Origin of the sequence: Streptomyces sp. NPDC001728 (assembly GCF_040297565.1) — a bacterium.
In the GTDB taxonomy this organism is placed as follows: Bacteria; Actinomycetota; Actinomycetes; order Streptomycetales; family Streptomycetaceae; genus Streptomyces.
Window position 1 is genome coordinate 117,882 of sequence record NZ_JBEOZK010000007.1, and the last position, 16,508, is coordinate 134,389.

The following is a 16,508-nucleotide window of genomic DNA, read 5'->3' on the forward strand; positions in this document are numbered from 1 at the left end:
GCCGGGGGAGCGGCGGCGGGCGCCGGTGGGACGGCGCCGGCCCGGCCGCGTACGGCCGGTCGGGTGGTTCGCGCCCCCGACACGCGCCGCGTACGAGCCCTCGGTCGTCACGGAGAGTACTGCGACCCTGTCCCTGAGTGACGGTCCTGGTGTATCGTCCGGGATCGGGGGACTGCGTCGAGTACGGGCTGACGCCGGGGAGCGAAGTGACGGGTCATCAGAGTTCGAGGGGGGCGACAGGTGAAGCACGGCCGGAGGACCGACGATCCGACGCGGCGACGCCGCCGTCGGCGAGCCTTCCGCGCGTCACCGCGGACCTCGCACGTTCCGTGCCGGACCAGGCCGCGCCCCACCGCGCGCCCCGTGCCGCCGGGCCACCGGCCACCACGACCGGGAGCGCCGCACCGCGCACCGGACCCGGTGCGGACGACGGAGGCCGGGGCGCCGAACCGCCGGGCCGCCCGGACGGCACCGCGCCGCCCGTCCGCCACCACGGGGAGCCCCAAGACGCCCACGAGGCGGGCGGGGCCGCCGCCCCGGCGACGGAGCCCCCGGCCGTACGGGACCCCGCAGGCCCCGACGACTGCGACGGCCACGCCCCCGGGGGCCCCGGCGAGCCGCCGGCGCGCCCGCACGACCCGGCCGGGTGCGGCGGTGCGACACCGGAGGAACCGGTGAGCGCCCCCGGCGCGGTCCTCACGCGTCCCCCCGTCGGAACCGCCGCGGGCGACGCGGGGGGCGGCAGCGCGCGCCCGGACCCCGGCGGCCCCGGCCCCGGCGCGGTCCTCGCCCAGATCGCCCTGGGGCTGATCTGCGCCGGCTACACCACCGGGGCCTCGCTCGGCTGGGGCTCCCCTCGACTCGCCCTGTTCATGGGCGATTTCGGGCTGAGCGCCGCCGCGCTCACCGCGGCGGTCTCCTGCTTCCTCTACGCCCGCGCCCACCGCGGCAGCGACCGCCCGGCCTGGCTGCTCTTCGCCTTCTCCTCGTTCATGGCCTCCGCGGGCAACGGCATCTGGGGGTGGTACGAGGTCGTGCTCCGCACGGAGGTGCCGGACTCCTCCGTCGCCGACCTCTTCTTCTTACTCTTCGCGCCGCCCGCCATCGTCGGCCTCCTCGTCCTGGCCAAGAAGCCCGTCACCCGGGCCGGCTGGGTCTGCCTGGCGCTCGACGCCTGGCTCATCGGGGGCTCGCTCCTGACGCTCTCCTGGAGCCTGGCCCTCGCGCGCACGGCCCGGTTCGAGAACGAACCGGTCGCGCAGGCCGCGCTGTCGCTCGCGTACCCACTGCTCGACATCGTCCTGGTCAGCATGGTCCTGGTGCTGCACTTCCGGCGCTCGCAGGTGAACCGCTCGGCGACCAACACCGCCATCGCCGCACTCGCCCTGACCGTGCTGTGCGACGCCCTGTTCACCTCACCGCTGCTCCGCGAGCACTACGCCTCCGGGCAGCTGCTCGACGCCGGCTGGTTCGCGGGCTCCCTGCTGCTCGCGTACGCGCCCTGGGGCGTACGCAGGCTCCCGGACGCCGTCACCACCGCGCGCGGCCCCTGGCTGCACAGCCGCCCGGTGGCCGGATCGCTCGCCGCGCTCACCCCGTACCTCGCCGCCGCCGTCTGCACCCTCGGCATCCTCTACAACGTGGTCGAGGGACGCAGGGTCGACCGCTTCGTCGTCCTCACGGGCTGCATGGTCGTCCTCGCCCTCGTCGTACGGCAGGGCATCATGCTCATCGACAACATCGCCCTCACCCACGAACTGGCCCAGAAGGAGAACCACTTCCGGTCACTCGTGCAGGGCTCCAGCGACGTCATCATGATCGCCGCGCCCACCGGGACACTCCGCTACGTCAGCCCCGCCGCCGCCGGGGTGTACGGGCGCGATGCCGAGGAGCTGATCGGCACCGAGCTGTCCTCGCTGATCCACCCCGACGACCTCGGCGCCGTCGTCCACGAGGTGCGCCGCTTCCTGGCCGTCTCGCCCGCCGAGGAGCCCACCACCCGCATCGAGTGCCGGTTCAGCTCGGGGCGCGGCAACTGGCTCAACGTCGAGTCCACGGTCAACCGGCATCAGGGCGGCCTGATCTTCAACAGCCGGGACGTCACCGAACGCGTCCGGCTCCAGGCCCAGTTGCAGCACAACGCCGAGCACGACCCGCTCACCGACCTGCCCAACCGCGCGCTGTTCACCCGGCGGGTCCGGCAGGCGCTCGGCGGCCGACGGGCCTCCGACCAGGGCACCGCCGTGCTCTTCATCGACCTCGACGGCTTCAAGGGCGTCAACGACCGCCTCGGCCACCAGGCGGGCGACGACCTGCTCGTCCAGGCCGCCCGCCGCCTCCACGAGTCCGTCCGCTCCGGGGACACCGCCGCCCGGCTCGGCGGCGACGAGTTCGCCGCCCTCATCCTCGGCGACGCCGGCCGTGAGCGGGCCGCCCGCGAGAGCCAGGTCCAGGAGATCGCCGACCGGCTCCGGCTCACGCTCTCCCGGCCCTACCGCGTCGACGGCGGCGCCGAGGTGCGGGTCGCCGCCTCCATCGGCGTCGCCTTCGCCGAGCCCGGCATGGAGGCCGGTGAACTCCTGCGCAACGCCGACCTCGCCATGTACCGGGCCAAGGCGGCCGGCAAGGACCGCGTCGAGCTCTACGCGCCCCAGATGCAGGCCGAGGTCGTCCGCCGGACGGAACTGGCCGCCCGGCTGCGCACCGCGCTCCACGACGGCGAGTTCGCCCTGCTCCACCAGCCCGTCGTCGACCTCGCCACCGGCCGGATCTCCGCCGTGAGTGCCCAGGCGCGCTGGCGCTCGACCCAGGGCATCCTCTTCACCCCCGCCGAGTTCCTCCGGGTCGCCGACGACGGCGAGCGCACCGCCGAACTGGGCCGCTGGCTCCTCGAAGAGGCCGTGGAGCAGGCCGCCGAGCGGGCGGGAATCGGCCACCGGACGCCCGTGTGCATCCGCCTCTCGGCCCGCCGCCTCCTGGACCGCTCGCTGCCGCTCGGCTCCGTCGAGTCCCTGCTCACCCGGCACGGGCTGCCGTCCGGCTCGCTGATCGTCGAGCTGGCCGACAGCGACCCCCGGATCTCCCTGGACGAGCTGGAACAGCGGCTGGTCGCCCTGCGCCGCCTCGGGGTGCGGATCTCGCTGGACGGATTCGGCAGCGGACACATGGCGATCAACGCGCTCAGGCGGCTTCCGGTCGACATACTGAAACTGGACCGGGGGCTCGTCGAGGGCGTGGTCGAGTCGGCCCGGCTCCGCAAGATCACCCGCGGGGTGCTCCGTATCGCCGGTGAACTCGGCGTGCAGACCGTCGCCGAGGGTGTCGACGTGCCGGAGCAGGTCGTCGCCCTGCGGGCGATGGGATGCGGCCACGCGCAGGGCATGGCCTTCTCGGGTCCGCTCGACGAGTACCGGCTGCGCAGGGCCCTGGTGCGGGACGAGTACCCACTGCCCGGAGCGGCCCCGGTGCGGGCCGGGAACCGTCCCCCGTTCCGCTCAAATACTGAGACGCCCGTCCCACCCACTTGACAGTGGCGAGGGCTGGGAGGGAGGGTCAGTGCCATGCGCACCCGAATTCTCGTACTTGGAAAGCGCGTCGGCTGAAGCAGGGCCACCGTAGGCCCGGCTTAGAACGCACCCGACGCGCTCCCCTCGCTTGCCTCCCGGCACGAGGGGTTTTTTGTTGCACCGACTCACCCCGAAGTCGCAGCAAATCCCCGCAAAACACCTCGCAAAAACCCTCTGCTTCGAGAAGAGATGCTGATGACCGACCAGGCCACCGGGCACCATCCGCAGCCGCGGCCCCGTAGCGGCGCGCAGCAGCCCGCCATCACCGTCGAGCACGTCACGGGTGCGCAGTCCCTCATCCGTTCTCTCGAGGAGGTGGGTGCCGACACGGTCTTCGGCATCCCCGGCGGCGCGATCCTTCCCGCCTACGACCCGATGATGGACTCGAAGCGGGTGCGCCACATCCTGGTCCGCCACGAGCAGGGCGCGGGGCACGCGGCCACCGGCTACGCCCAGGCGACCGGCAAGGTCGGCGTCTGCATGGCGACCTCGGGACCGGGCGCCACCAACCTCGTCACCCCGATCGCCGACGCGCACATGGACTCCGTCCCGCTGGTCGCGATCACCGGCCAGGTCGCCTCGAAGGCGATCGGCACGGACGCCTTCCAGGAGGCGGACATCTGCGGCATCACGATGCCGATCACCAAGCACAACTTCCTCGTCACCAAGGCCGAGGACATCCCGCGGACGATCGCCGAGGCCTTCCACATCGCCTCCACCGGCCGCCCGGGCCCGGTCCTGGTCGACATCGCCAAGGACGCCCTCCAGGCGAAGACCACCTTCAGCTGGCCGCCGCAGACCGACCTGCCCGGCTACCGTCCGGTCACCAAGCCGCACGCCAAGCAGATCCGCGAGGCCGCCAAGCTGATCAGCGCGGCCAAGCGCCCGGTCCTGTACGTCGGCGGCGGTGTCATCAAGGCCGGCGCGACCGCCGAGCTGAAGATCCTCGCCGAGCTGACCGGCGCCCCGGTCACCACCACCCTGATGGCCCTGGGCTCGTTCCCCGACAGCCACCCGCTGCACGTGGGCATGCCCGGCATGCACGGTGCGGTCGCCGCCGTCACCGCGCTGCAGAAGGCCGACCTGATCGTCGCGCTCGGCGCCCGCTTCGACGACCGCGTCACCGGCAAGCTCGACAGCTTCGCCCCGTACGCCAAGATCGTCCACGCGGACATCGACCCGGCCGAGATCGGCAAGAACCGTGCCGCCGACGTCCCGATCGTCGGTGACGCCCGCGAGGTCATCGCCGACCTGGTGCAGGCCGTCCAGGCCGAGCACAGCGAGGGCAACAAGGGCGACTACACCGCATGGTGGAGCGACCTGAACCGCTGGCGCGAGACCTACCCGCTCGGCTACGACCTGCCGGAGGACGGCAGCCTCTCGCCGCAGCAGGTCATCCAGCGCATCGGACAGCTCGCCCCCGACGACACGATCTTCGCGGCGGGCGTCGGCCAGCACCAGATGTGGGCCGCCCACTTCATCGACTACGAGCGTCCGGCCACCTGGCTGAACTCCGGCGGCGCCGGGACGATGGGTTACGCGGTCCCCGCCGCGATGGGCGCCAAGGCCGGCATGCCCGACCGCCCGGTCTGGGCGATCGACGGCGACGGCTGCTTCCAGATGACCAATCAGGAGCTCACCACCTGCGCCCTGAACAACATCCCGATCAAGGTCGCCATCATCAACAACGGCGCCCTCGGGATGGTCCGCCAGTGGCAGACCCTCTTCTACAACCAGCGCTACTCGAACACGGTCCTGCACTCCGGCCCGGACGACGTCCAGGCGAACAAGGGCACCCGCGTCCCCGACTTCGTCAAGCTCTCCGAGGCCATGGGCTGTGTCGCCCTGCGCTGTGAGGACCCGGCCGACCTGGACAAGGTCATCGCCGAGGCCAACGCCATCAACGACCGTCCGGTCGTGGTCGACTTCATCGTCCACGAGGACGCCCAGGTCTGGCCGATGGTCGCCGCCGGCACCTCGAACGACGAGGTGATGGCCGCCCGGGGCGTCCGCCCCGACTTCGGCGACGGCGAAGACGACTGAAGCGCGGAACGAAGCAGAGCGAAAAGGAAGAGACCCAGACCATGTCCACCAAGCACACGCTCTCCGTTCTCGTCGAGAACACGCCCGGCATCCTCGCCCGGATCGCCGCCCTGTTCTCCCGCCGCGGCTTCAACATCGACTCCCTCGCCGTCGGCATCACCGAGCACCCCGACATCTCCCGCATCACCATCGTGGTCAGTGTCGAGGACCTGCCCCTGGAGCAGGTGACCAAGCAGCTCAACAAGCTGGTCAACGTCCTGAAGATCGTCGAACTCGAGCCCAGTGCCGCGATCCAGCGCGAGCTCGTCCTGGTGAAGGTCCGCGCCGACAACGAGACCCGCTCCCAGATCGTCGAGATCGTGCAGCTGTTCCGCGCCAAGACCGTGGACGTCTCGCCCGAGGCGGTCACCATCGAGGCCACCGGTTCGAGTGACAAGCTCGAAGCGATGCTCAAGATGCTGGAGCAGTTCGGCGTCAAGGAGCTCGTGCAGTCCGGCACGATCGCCATAGGGCGTGGCTCCCGGTCCATCACGGACCGGTCCCTGCGGGCCCTCGACCGCAGCGCCTGAGAATCATCGCCTCAGAGTCGTCGGAGGTCGACCGGCGGTCCATCCGCCGGTCCGACTGACGAGACCCGAAAACCTTCCTCCCGCTCCCCGCCGTACGGTGGGACGCAACACCAGCACCTCAAGGAGATACCCAGTGGCCGAGCTGTTCTACGACGACGACGCCGACCTGTCCATCATCCAGGGCCGCAAGGTCGCGGTGATCGGATACGGCAGCCAGGGCCACGCCCACGCCCTGTCCCTCCGTGACTCCGGCGTCGACGTCCGCGTCGGCCTGCAGGAGGGCTCGAAGTCCAAGGCCAAGGCCGAGGAGCAGGGCCTGCGCGTCGTCTCCGTGGCCGAGGCCGCGGCCGAGGCCGACCTCATCATGATCCTGACCCCGGACCCGATCCAGGCCCAGGTCTACGAGGAGTCCATCAAGGACAACCTGAAGGAGGGCGACGCGCTCTTCTTCGGTCACGGCCTGAACGTCCGCTACGGCTTCATCAAGGTGCCCGAGGGCATCGACGTCGCCCTGGTCGCCCCGAAGGGCCCGGGCCACCTGGTCCGCCGTCAGTACGAGGAGGGCCGCGGCGTTCCGTGCATCGCGGCCGTCGAGCAGGACGCGACGGGCAAGGCCTTCGCGCTGGCGCTCTCGTACGCCAAGGGCATCGGCGGCACCCGCGCCGGCGTCATCAAGACGACCTTCACCGAGGAGACCGAGACCGACCTGTTCGGTGAGCAGGCCGTCCTCTGCGGTGGCACCGCGGCTCTGGTCAAGGCGGGCTTCGAGACCCTGACCGAGGCCGGCTACCAGCCGGAGATCGCGTACTTCGAGTGCCTGCACGAGCTGAAGCTCATCGTCGACCTCATGTACGAGGGCGGCCTGGAGAAGATGCGCTGGTCGGTCTCCGAGACCGCCGAGTGGGGCGACTACGTCACGGGCCCGCGGATCATCACCGACGCCACCAAGGCCGAGATGAAGAAGGTCCTCGCGGAGATCCAGGACGGCACCTTCGCCAAGGAGTGGATGGCCGAGTACCACGGCGGTCTGAAGAAGTACAACGAGTACAAGACCCAGGACGAGAACCACCTCCTGGAGACCACCGGCAAGGAGCTGCGCAAGCTCATGAGCTGGGTGAACGACGAGGAGGCGTAAGCCTTCCGGGCAGGGGCCGGACACTGTGTCCGGCCCCTCCCCACTTCGTTGGACACCCCGTCCAACCACGGACGGGTGATCATTCCATCGAGGCGCATGAACTGCGCCTGAGCACCACTACACTTCTCAACAACATTCGCGTTCAGGCCCACAGCGTCGTGCGCTTTCACGCGGCAAGCCCCCTCCACCGCCTGCGGCCGTCGGGACGGCCGTCCGCACTGGATCTGTGAGGACTCACGTGAGCTCGAAACCTGTCGTACTCATCGCTGAAGAGCTGTCGCCCGCCACCGTCGACGCGCTGGGCCCGGACTTCGAGATCCGGCACTGCAACGGCGCCGACCGCGCCGAGCTGATCCCCGCGATCGCCGACGTGGACGCGATCCTGGTCCGTTCCGCGACCAAGGTCGACGCCGAGGCCCTCGCCGCCGCCCGCAAGCTGCGGGTCGTCGCCCGCGCCGGTGTCGGCCTGGACAACGTGGACGTCTCCGCCGCCACCAAGGCCGGCGTGATGGTCGTCAACGCCCCGACGTCGAACATCGTCACCGCCGCCGAGCTGGCGTGCGGTCTGCTGGTCGCCACCGCGCGGAACATCCCGCAGGCCAACACCGCCCTGAAGAACGGCGAGTGGAAGCGCAACAAGTACACGGGTGTCGAGCTCAGCGAGAAGACCCTCGGTGTCGTCGGCCTCGGCCGCATCGGCGTCCTGGTCGCCCAGCGCATGTCGGCCTTCGGCATGAAGATCGTCGCGTACGACCCCTATGTGCAGCCCGCCCGCGCCGCCCAGATGGGGGTGAAGCTGCTGGCCCTGGACGAGCTCCTGGAGGTCGCCGACTTCATCACCGTCCACCTGCCGAAGACCCCCGAGACCATCGGTCTCATCGGCGACGAGGCGCTGCACAAGGTCAAGCCCTCCGTCCGCATCGTCAACGCCGCGCGCGGCGGGATCGTGGACGAGGAGGCGCTGTACTCGGCGCTCAAGGAGGGCCGGGTCGCCGGCGCCGGCCTCGACGTGTACGCGAAGGAGCCCTGCACGGACTCCCCGCTCTTCGAGCTCGACCAGGTCGTCTGCACCCCGCACCTCGGCGCGTCCACGGACGAGGCCCAGGAGAAGGCCGGCATCGCCGTCGCCCGCTCGGTGCGCCTGGCGCTCGCCGGTGAGCTGGTCCCGGACGCGGTCAACGTCCAGGGCGGTGTCATCGCGGAGGACGTGAAGCCCGGTCTGCCGCTCGCCGAGAAGCTCGGCCGGATCTTCACCGCGCTCGCGGGCGAGGTCGCGGCCCGGCTCGACGTCGAGGTGTACGGCGAGATCACCCAGCACGATGTGAAGGTGCTCGAACTCTCCGCGCTCAAGGGCGTGTTCGAGGACGTGGTCGACGAGACCGTGTCGTACGTCAACGCCCCGCTGTTCGCGCAGGAGCGCGGTGTCGAGGTGCGTCTCACGACCAGCTCCGAGTCGCCCGACCACCGCAACGTCGTCACCGTGCGCGGCACGCTCGCGAACGGCGAGGAGGTCGCGGTCTCCGGCACGCTGGCCGGCCCCAAGCACCTCCAGAAGATCGTCGCGGTCGGCGACTACGACGTGGACCTGGCGCTCGCCGACCACATGGTGGTGCTGCGCTACGAGGACCGACCGGGTGTCGTCGGCACCGTCGGCCGGATCCTCGGCGAGGCCGGTCTGAACATCGCCGGCATGCAGGTCTCCCGCGCGGAGGAGGGCGGCGAGGCGCTCGTCGTGCTCACCGTGGACGACACGCTGCCGGCGCCGGTGCTCGCGGAGATCGCGGCCGAGATCGGTGCCGCCTCGGCCCGCTCGGTCAACCTGATCTGACGCACGGCCCCGCGGGGCGCTTGAGGCCCGCAGGACCCGCACCTTTCCGTACCCGGCAGCTAGACGTTCGTATTACACAAGCGTCTAGGGGTCGGGTACGGTGCTGCCATGGGACACAAGGAAGACCTGCTCGAAGGCGCCAAGCGCTGCCTCCTGGAGAAGGGGTACGGGCGGACCACGGCCCGCGACATCGTCGCCGCGTCGGGCACCAACCTCGCCTCCATCGGCTACCACTACGGCTCCAAGGACGCCCTGCTCCAGCAGGCCTTCCTGGCCCTCACCGAGGAGTGGGGCGACCGGGTCACCCCGCCCGAGGGCGACGGCGGGGCGCCGGAGCTGCCGGCCGACCCGTACGAGCGCTTCCACGCCGTCTGGGCCCGGCTGATCGCCGCCGCCGAGGCCAGCCGTCCGGTCTGGAAGCTCCAGACCGAGGTGGTCACCCGGCTCGACGACGACGAGAAGCTCCGCGACGCCATCAAGGAGCCGCAGCGGGAGGGCCGGCTGGGCATCGCCGAGGGCATGCTCGGCATCGACCCGGCGGCCGAGCCGGAGAAGGCGCGAGTGGCCGGCCTCCTCTGCCAGGCACTCGCCACCGGCGTCATGATCCAGTGGATGGTCGACCCGGAGACCGCACCGAGCGCCGACGACCTCACCGCGGGCCTGAAGGTCCTGATGGAGGGTCAGTAGGAGCCGATTCGGCCGCAGTCGTCGCTTCCGGGGGCGTCGGCCGACCGGAGCGGGCCGGGCCGTGCGCGCTTCCGGGCTCGCTCAGAGCCGGGCCGACTTCAGCGACATGTGGAGCAGCAGGCGGTCCTCACCGTCGTCCAGGTCCAGGCCCGTGAGCTGTTCGACCCGGGACAGCCGGTAGTAGAGGGTCTGGCGGTGGATGCCCAGGGCCGCCGCCGTACGGCCCGCCTGGCCCGCGTTGTCGAGGAACACCTCGGCGGTGCGGGCCAGTTCGGCGTGGGCGGGGGTGATCAGCGGCGCCACGGCCGGGTCGATCTCGGGGTGGTAGAGCGCCGCGAGCAGACGGTACGGGCCGATCGCGGCCCACTCCGCGACCGGGCCGAGCTTCGGCTGCGCCGTGGCGGCGCGGGCCGCCGTGTTCGCCTCGCGCCAGGCCGCCGGAAGCTCCGTGAGGCCCCGGCGGGGGTTCGCGATGCCGGCCGGGGCGGCGGCGCGCAGCCGGTCGGCGGCCGTGCGGGCGGGGGAGAGGTCCTCGGCCGTGCGCAGCCGTACGAGGACGGCGAGGCACTCGCCCTCCGGGAGCGTGGTGACCGCCGCCGCGCCGGGGACCGCCCGGATCGAAGGGGCCTCGCCCTGCCAGGGGGTCACGCAGACGAGGGTGTGCAGGCCGTCCGCGCTGGGGCCCAGAGCCACCCTGAGCGCGGCGACGGCCATGTCGCTCTGCCAGCCGCGCCCGGCGGTCAGGACCGCGGCGAACTCGCGCGAGAGGTCGGCGTCCGCGCGCTCCTCGTCGGCGAGGAGGCCGCCGATCCGGGTGGCGACCTCCATCGCGGCCGTCAGCTGGGCGGGCGTGGGGCCGGGCTCGGCGTCCAGGAGCCATACGTACCCGAGGACGACACCCCGATGGCGTACGGGCAGGCAGAGACGGTCCCGGAACACCCCGGCGTCCGGAGCGGCCGGGATCCGGACCGGGCCGGTCGCCCGGGTGATGCCGAAGCCCTCGAACCAGGCGCGGACCGCCGGGGTCGACTTCCGGGTCAGGATCGACCGGGTCCGGACCGGGTCCATCGCCGTGTCGTCGTCGCTGTCGTGGGCGCCGAAGGCGATCAGACCGAAATCGCGGTTCTCCAGCGTCGCCGGTGCGCCCAGCAGCGCGGAGATCTCGTCCACCAGTTCTTGGTAATCGCCCTTCACAGCGCCATTCTCGCACCCCCTCAGACATATGTATGAGATGCCGCGCACGGATGCGTGACAGCTGTAGATGGCGGACGATCGGAGCGATCCATAGGTTTCACGGTGGTTCTTCGTGCTGTTCCCGGTTTCTTGTGAAAGACCGGGTACGGCACCCTTCGTCACCATGCCCTTTCTGGAGGTGCCCCGTGCTGGGTCCCGTGATCCTCGCCGCGTCGCGCAGCGACAAGATGCGCCGTTTCGTGTCGGCCGCCCCCGGGACCAAGCAGGTCGTCGCCCGCTTCATCGCCGGTCAGTCGGTCGACGACGTCGTCCCGATCGTCCAGGAGCTGAGCGACCGCGGCCTGGAGGTCACCCTCGACGTCGTCGGTGAGGACATCACCACCGTCGAGCAGTCGTACGCCGCCCGGGACGCCTACCTGGAGCTGATCGGCCGCCTCAAGGAGCTGGGTCTCGGCGAGCGCGCCGAGATGTCCGTGAAGCTGTCGATGTTCGGCCAGTCCCTGGAGGAAGGCCACGAGCTGGCGCTCGCGAACGTCCGCCCGGTCGTCGCCGCCGCCGCCGAGATCGGCACCACGGTCACCCTCGACGCCGAGGACCACACCACCCTCGACTCGATGTTCGCCATCCACGAGGAGCTGCGGAAGGACCACCCGCAGACCGGCTGTGTCATCCAGGCCTACCTGTTCCGCACCGAGGACGACGCACGCCGCCTCGCCGCGAACGGCTCCCGCGTCCGGATCGTGAAGGGCGCCTACAAGGAGCCCGCCTCCGTCGCGATCCAGGAGAAGCCCGAGATCGACAAGGCGTACGTCCGGATCATGAAGATCCTGATGGACGGCGAGGGCTACCCGATGATCGGGTCCCACGACCCGCGCCTGATCTCCATCGGCCAGGAGCTGGCCCGCCGCGCCGGCCGCAAGCTGGACGAGTACGAGTTCCAGATGCTGTACGGCATCCGCAGCGAGGAGCAGAACCGCCTCGCCGCCGAGGGACACCGCATGCGCGTGTACACCGCCTACGGCACCGACTGGTACGGCTACTTCATGCGCCGCCTCGCGGAGAAGCCGGCCAACCTCCTCTTCTTCGTCCGCTCCATCCTCACCAAGGGCTGAGCCCACCTCTCACAAGGAGTTACGCGACTCATGGACGCTGTCACCCAGGTCCCCGCTCCGGTCAACGAGCCGGTGCACAGCTACGCCCCCGGCTCCCCGGAGCGCGCCCGCCTCGAGGTCAAGCTCAAGGAGCTGGCGGAGAACCCGCGCGAGCTGCCGATGACCATCGGCGGCGTGAAGCGCCTCGGCGGCGGCGAGGAGTTCAAGGTCGTCCAGCCGCACAACCACAAGGCCGTCATCGGCACCCTCCGCGGCGCCACCGAGCAGGACGCCCAGGACGCCATCGACGCGGCCCTGGCCGCGGCCCCGGCCTGGCGCGCGATGGCCTTCGACGACCGCGCCGCGATCATCCTGCGCGCCGCCGAGCTGCTGGCCGGACCGTGGCGCGAGACGCTGGCCGCGTCCACCATGCTCGGCCAGTCGAAGACCGCCCAGCAGGCCGAGATCGACACCCCGTGCGAGCTCGTCGACTTCTGGCGCTTCAACGTGGCGTACGCCCGCCAGATCCTCGCGGAGCAGCCGCCGGCGAACTCCCCGGGTGTGTGGAACCGTCTGGACCACCGCCCGCTCGAGGGCTTCGTCTACGCGATCACGCCGTTCAACTTCACGGCCATCGCGGGCAACCTGCCCACCGCCCCCGCCCTCATGGGCAACGTGGTGGTCTGGAAGCCGTCCCCGACGCAGACCCACTCCGCCGTGCTCCTCATGGAGCTCCTGGAGGAGGCCGGCCTGCCGAAGGGCGTCATCAACCTGGTGACCGGCGACGGCATCGCCGTCTCCGAGGTGGCCCTGAACCACCGCGATCTGGCCGGCATCCACTTCACCGGCTCGACCAAGACCTTCCAGCACCTGTGGAAGACGGTCGGCAACAACATCGAGAAGTACCGCTCGTACCCGCGGATCGTCGGTGAGACCGGCGGCAAGGACTTCGTCGTCGCCCACCCGAGCGCCGACCGCGCGATCCTCAAGACCGCGCTGAACCGCGGCTCCTTCGAGTTCCAGGGCCAGAAGTGCTCCGCGTCCTCGCGTGCGTACGTCCCGGCGTCCATCTGGAACGACGGGTTCAAGGAGGAGTTCGCGGCCGAGATCGACGGCATCACCATGGGTGACGTCACCGATCTGTCGAACTTCATCGGCGCCGTCATCGACGAGCGCTCGTTCGCCAAGAACAAGGCGGCGATCGACCGTGCGTCCGCCGACCCGACCTGCGAGATCATCGCCGGTGGCACGTACGACGACTCGGTGGGCTACTTCGTCCGCCCGACCGTCATCGCCTGCACCGACCCGGAGAACGAGGTCTTCAAGGCCGAGTACTTCGGCCCGATCCTCGCCATCCACGTGTACGAGGACGACCAGTACGACGCGATGCTGACCCAGATGGAGTCGGTCTCGGACTACGCCCTCACCGGCTCGGTCATCTCCGGCGACCGCGCCGCGGCGGCGTACACGATGGAGAAGCTCCGCTTCGCGGCGGGCAACTTCTACATCAACGACAAGTCGACCGGTGCCGTCGTCGGCCAGCAGCCCTTCGGCGGCGGCCGTGCCTCGGGTACGAACGACAAGGCCGGCGCCCCGCAGAACCTGATGCGCTGGACGCTGACCCGCGCCATCAAGGAGACGCTGGTCCCGCCGACCGAGTACGGCTACCCCCACATGGGCTGACGCCCTCCCGCCGCGTGAGCGGCCCCTGATCACCGCCCCCCTTCTCGGCCCCCACCGAGGACGGGGGCGGTTCTCATGTCCCGGCTCATGCCCGCACCCGGCGCTTCAGGAAGTCGCCGATCAGCTCCGCGACCGCCGGCGCATGGGTCTCCAGGGCGAAGTGGCCCGTGGGGAGCAGATGGATCTCGGCGTCCGGGAGGTCGCGGCGGAAGGCTTCGGCGCCCGCCGGGACGAAGACCTGGTCGCCCTCGCCCCAGACGGCGAGGAGAGGGACCCGGGAGGTGCGGAAGTACTCCTGGAAGGCGGGGTAGAGGGCGAGGTTGGAGCCGTAGTCGGCGATCAGGTCCAGCTGGATGGCGTCCTGGCCCTCGCGGGCCATCAGGGCGGCGTCGTGGTGCCAGGCGTCGGGGCTGAGCAGGTCCCGGTACTCGGCGGGGACGCCCGTCTCGTACTGCCACCTGATGCCGTCCGGGGAACGGATGCCGCGTACCGGTTCCTCGGTCTCCGGTGTGCGGTCGGCGATCATCGCGAGGACCGGGGCCCAGGCCTCGGCGCCGAGGCCCTCCTCGTAGGCGTTGCCGTTCTGGCTGATGATCGCGGTGATCCGCTCGGGGTGGGCGAGGGCGAGGCGCAGGCCGATGGGGGCGCCGTAGTCCTGGATGTAGAGCGCGAACCGGTCCAGACCCAGGGCCTCGGTGAATTCGGCGGTGAGCGCGGCCAGTCCGGCGAAGGCGTAGTCGAAGTCGGCGGCGGAGGGGGCGGCGCTGCGTCCGAAGCCGAGGTGGTCGGGGGCGATCAGCCGGTACGCGTGGGCGAGCGGGGGGATCAGGTCGCGGAACATGTGCGAGCTGGTGGGGAAGCCGTGCAGCAGGAGCAGTACGGGGGCGTCGGCCGGTCCGGCCTCGCGGTAGGCGATCTCGTGGCCCCGGACGGTGACGGTGCGGTGGCGGGTCGGCAGCACGGACATCGGTCTAACCCCTTACGTGTCGCTCACTGGTTAAGGCGTGATTCAACTGGGGGTTGTGTAACCTGTCAAGGTGCTTTTAAAGGTTAGAAATTCGGCAGGTCCGTGGGTTGTGGGCCGCCCGGCGGTGACCCCGGGAGGCTCGCCGTCTCAGATAGTAGGAAGTCCGAGTAATTGTGGAGACAGATGAGGGGACGTGTCCTAGCTTTGTAGGAGCCGAACGTCTCGCTTCATCAGCGAATGGCGGCCGAGAGCGCGACGCCCCTGTGCAGGTAACCCCTGCGGCGGCGCTCCCCGCCCCTTCCGGCACCTTCGATCATCACTGATCTCCGCACGTCCGGATCACCACTGATCTCAAGGAGTCGATCCCCCATGGCATCCCAGACCGCCCGCCGCGTCCGCCACTCCGCCAACCGTCCCAGCGACGAGGCCCGCCAGAACGCCGCCGCCGCCCTCCAGCGCGCCCTCGACCGCCGTGACAACGGCGGCTCCACCGGGCACTGAGGCACACGCGTCCCGACGCGGCCGACGTCCACATGGTGGACGTTACGTGTCAGTCGATGGGACGAAGAGTAGGGTGCCGACATGTCTCACAGCATCAATCTCGCAGTCATTCCCGGCGACGGCATCGGCCAGGAGGTCGTGGCCGAGGGCCTCAAGGTCCTCTCGGCCGCCCTTCCCCAGGACGTGAAGCTGGAGACCGAGGAGTACGACTTCGGCGCCAAGCGCTACCACGCCACCGGTGAGACCCTCACCGACGCCGACCTCGCATCCCTCAAGAAGCACGACGCCATCCTGCTGGGCGCCATCGGCGACCCCTCGGTGCCCTCCGGTGTCCTGGAGCGCGGCTTCCTGCTGAAGCTCCGCTTCGCCTTCGACCACCATGTGAACCTGCGTCCCTCGAAGCTGCTCCCCGGCGTCGCGACCCCGCTCGCCGGGCAGCCCGAGATCGACTTCGTCGTGGTCCGCGAGGGTACCGAGGGCCCGTACACCGGGAACGGCGGCACCATCCGCAAGGGCACCCCGCACGAGGTCGCCACCGAGGTCTCGGTCAACACCGCCTTCGGTGTCGAGCGTGTCGTCCGGGACGCCTTCGCCCGCGCCCAGGCCCGCCCGCGCAAGAAGCTCACGCTGGTCCACAAGAACAACGTGCTGACCTTCGCCGGTCACCTGTGGACGGACATCTTCCACAAGGTCGCGGCCGAGTTCCCCGAGGTCACCACCGACTACCTGCACGTCGACGCCGCGACGATCTTCCTCGTCACCGACCCGGCCCGCTTCGACGTGATCGTCACCGACAACCTCTTCGGCGACATCATCACCGACCTCGCCGCGGCCGTCTCCGGCGGCATCGGCGTCGCCGCCTCGGGCAACATCAACCCGAGCGGCGAGTTCCCGTCCATGTTCGAGCCGGTCCACGGCTCCGCCCCGGACATCGCGGGCCAGGGCAAGGCCGACCCCACGGCCACCGTCCTCTCCGTCGCCCTCCTGCTGCGCCACCTCGGCCACGAGGCCGAGGCCGCCCGTGTCGAGGAGGCGGTCGCCGCCGACCTCACCGAGCGCGGCACCGCCGTCCGTACGACGGCCGAGATCGGCGACGCGCTCGCCGCGCGAGTAGCGAGCTGACCCGCGTCAGCTGACATTCCACAGCAGCCGTCGGGTCGCACCTGCACCCGGCGGCTGTACCTGTGCGGCCGGGGGGTGCCACCATCGAACCCTGGACCGCGTTCACCCGTTTCGTGCACCGG

Annotated in this window: 12 protein-coding genes; 10 read left to right on the forward strand and 2 right to left on the reverse strand. The window is 70.7% G+C overall.

The window, feature by feature from the left end; all coding sequences use genetic code 11:
• Positions 1 to 674 precede the first annotated feature (674 nt).
• The 6 genes from ABT154_RS13330 to ABT154_RS13355 all read left to right on the forward strand — a co-directional run bounded on the left by ABT154_RS13330 (position 675) and on the right by ABT154_RS13355 (position 9,828).
• Complete coding sequence (locus ABT154_RS13330) at positions 675 to 3,527, forward strand: putative bifunctional diguanylate cyclase/phosphodiesterase (protein WP_502969496.1); 2,853 nt, start codon at positions 675 to 677, stop codon at positions 3,525 to 3,527.
• A gap of 228 nt (positions 3,528 to 3,755) precedes the next feature.
• Complete coding sequence (locus ABT154_RS13335) at positions 3,756 to 5,609, forward strand: acetolactate synthase large subunit (protein ID WP_351856610.1); 1,854 nt, start codon at positions 3,756 to 3,758, stop codon at positions 5,607 to 5,609.
• 41 nt (positions 5,610 to 5,650) lie between these two features.
• Positions 5,651 to 6,178, forward strand: a complete 528-nt coding sequence (ilvN, locus tag ABT154_RS13340) for an acetolactate synthase small subunit (RefSeq protein ID WP_351856612.1) — start codon at positions 5,651 to 5,653, stop codon at positions 6,176 to 6,178.
• Positions 6,179 to 6,311: 133 nt separating this feature from the next.
• Positions 6,312 to 7,313 (forward strand): ketol-acid reductoisomerase, encoded by a 1,002-nt coding sequence (gene ilvC, locus ABT154_RS13345; RefSeq protein WP_056567920.1) that lies wholly within the window; start codon positions 6,312 to 6,314, stop codon positions 7,311 to 7,313.
• A 238-nt stretch (positions 7,314 to 7,551) separates the two neighbouring features.
• A complete protein-coding gene (gene serA, locus ABT154_RS13350; RefSeq protein ID WP_317875139.1) occupies positions 7,552 to 9,141 on the forward strand; it encodes a phosphoglycerate dehydrogenase in 1,590 nt (529 codons plus the stop codon).
• A 108-nt stretch (positions 9,142 to 9,249) separates the two neighbouring features.
• Entirely contained in the window at positions 9,250 to 9,828 is a 579-nt protein-coding gene (locus ABT154_RS13355) for a TetR/AcrR family transcriptional regulator (RefSeq protein ID WP_351856615.1), read from the forward strand.
• Between the two features lie 81 nt (positions 9,829 to 9,909).
• On the opposite strand, the gene ABT154_RS13360 is transcribed toward ABT154_RS13355, so the two are convergent.
• Positions 9,910 to 11,022 carry a PucR family transcriptional regulator gene (locus ABT154_RS13360; protein ID WP_351856617.1) on the reverse strand — a complete coding sequence of 371 codons (1,113 nt, stop codon included), beginning with the start codon at positions 11,020 to 11,022 and terminating at the stop codon, positions 9,910 to 9,912.
• 185 nt (positions 11,023 to 11,207) lie between these two features.
• On the opposite strand from ABT154_RS13360, the gene ABT154_RS13365 reads away from it, so the two are divergent.
• On the forward strand, positions 11,208 to 12,134 hold the full coding sequence (locus tag ABT154_RS13365; RefSeq protein WP_351856618.1) for a proline dehydrogenase family protein: 927 nt from the start codon (positions 11,208 to 11,210) through the stop codon (positions 12,132 to 12,134).
• 30 nt (positions 12,135 to 12,164) lie between these two features.
• Positions 12,165 to 13,796: an L-glutamate gamma-semialdehyde dehydrogenase gene (pruA, locus tag ABT154_RS13370; protein ID WP_351856619.1), complete on the forward strand. Its 1,632-nt coding sequence runs from the start codon at positions 12,165 to 12,167 to the stop codon at positions 13,794 to 13,796.
• Between the two features lie 85 nt (positions 13,797 to 13,881).
• Here pruA and ABT154_RS13375 read toward each other — a convergent pair whose 3' ends face one another.
• A complete protein-coding gene (locus ABT154_RS13375) occupies positions 13,882 to 14,763 on the reverse strand; it encodes an alpha/beta fold hydrolase (RefSeq protein ID WP_351856621.1) in 882 nt (293 codons plus the stop codon).
• Between the two features lie 369 nt (positions 14,764 to 15,132).
• On the opposite strand from ABT154_RS13375, the gene ABT154_RS13380 reads away from it, so the two are divergent.
• On the forward strand, positions 15,133 to 15,264 hold the full coding sequence (locus ABT154_RS13380; protein WP_351856623.1) for a hypothetical protein: 132 nt from the start codon (positions 15,133 to 15,135) through the stop codon (positions 15,262 to 15,264).
• An 81-nt stretch (positions 15,265 to 15,345) separates the two neighbouring features.
• Entirely contained in the window at positions 15,346 to 16,386 is a 1,041-nt protein-coding gene (locus ABT154_RS13385; RefSeq protein ID WP_351856625.1) for a 3-isopropylmalate dehydrogenase, read from the forward strand.
• Positions 16,387 to 16,508: the final 122 nt, after the last annotated feature.

Excerpts from the sequence above, each read along its gene's own strand:
- ABT154_RS13335 (WP_351856610.1), top strand. The coding sequence starts at position 3,756 with ATGCTGATGACCGACCAGGCCACCGGGCACCATCCGCAGCCGCGGCCC.
- ilvN (WP_351856612.1), top strand. The coding sequence starts at position 5,651 with ATGTCCACCAAGCACACGCTCTCCGTTCTCGTCGAGAACACGCCCGGC.
- ABT154_RS13355 (WP_351856615.1), top strand. The coding sequence starts at position 9,250 with ATGGGACACAAGGAAGACCTGCTCGAAGGCGCCAAGCGCTGCCTCCTG.
- pruA (WP_351856619.1), top strand. The coding sequence starts at position 12,165 with ATGGACGCTGTCACCCAGGTCCCCGCTCCGGTCAACGAGCCGGTGCAC.
- ABT154_RS13375 (WP_351856621.1), bottom strand. The coding sequence starts at position 14,763 with ATGTCCGTGCTGCCGACCCGCCACCGCACCGTCACCGTCCGGGGCCAC.
- ABT154_RS13380 (WP_351856623.1), top strand. The coding sequence starts at position 15,133 with ATGGCATCCCAGACCGCCCGCCGCGTCCGCCACTCCGCCAACCGTCCC.
- ABT154_RS13385 (WP_351856625.1), top strand. The coding sequence starts at position 15,346 with ATGTCTCACAGCATCAATCTCGCAGTCATTCCCGGCGACGGCATCGGC.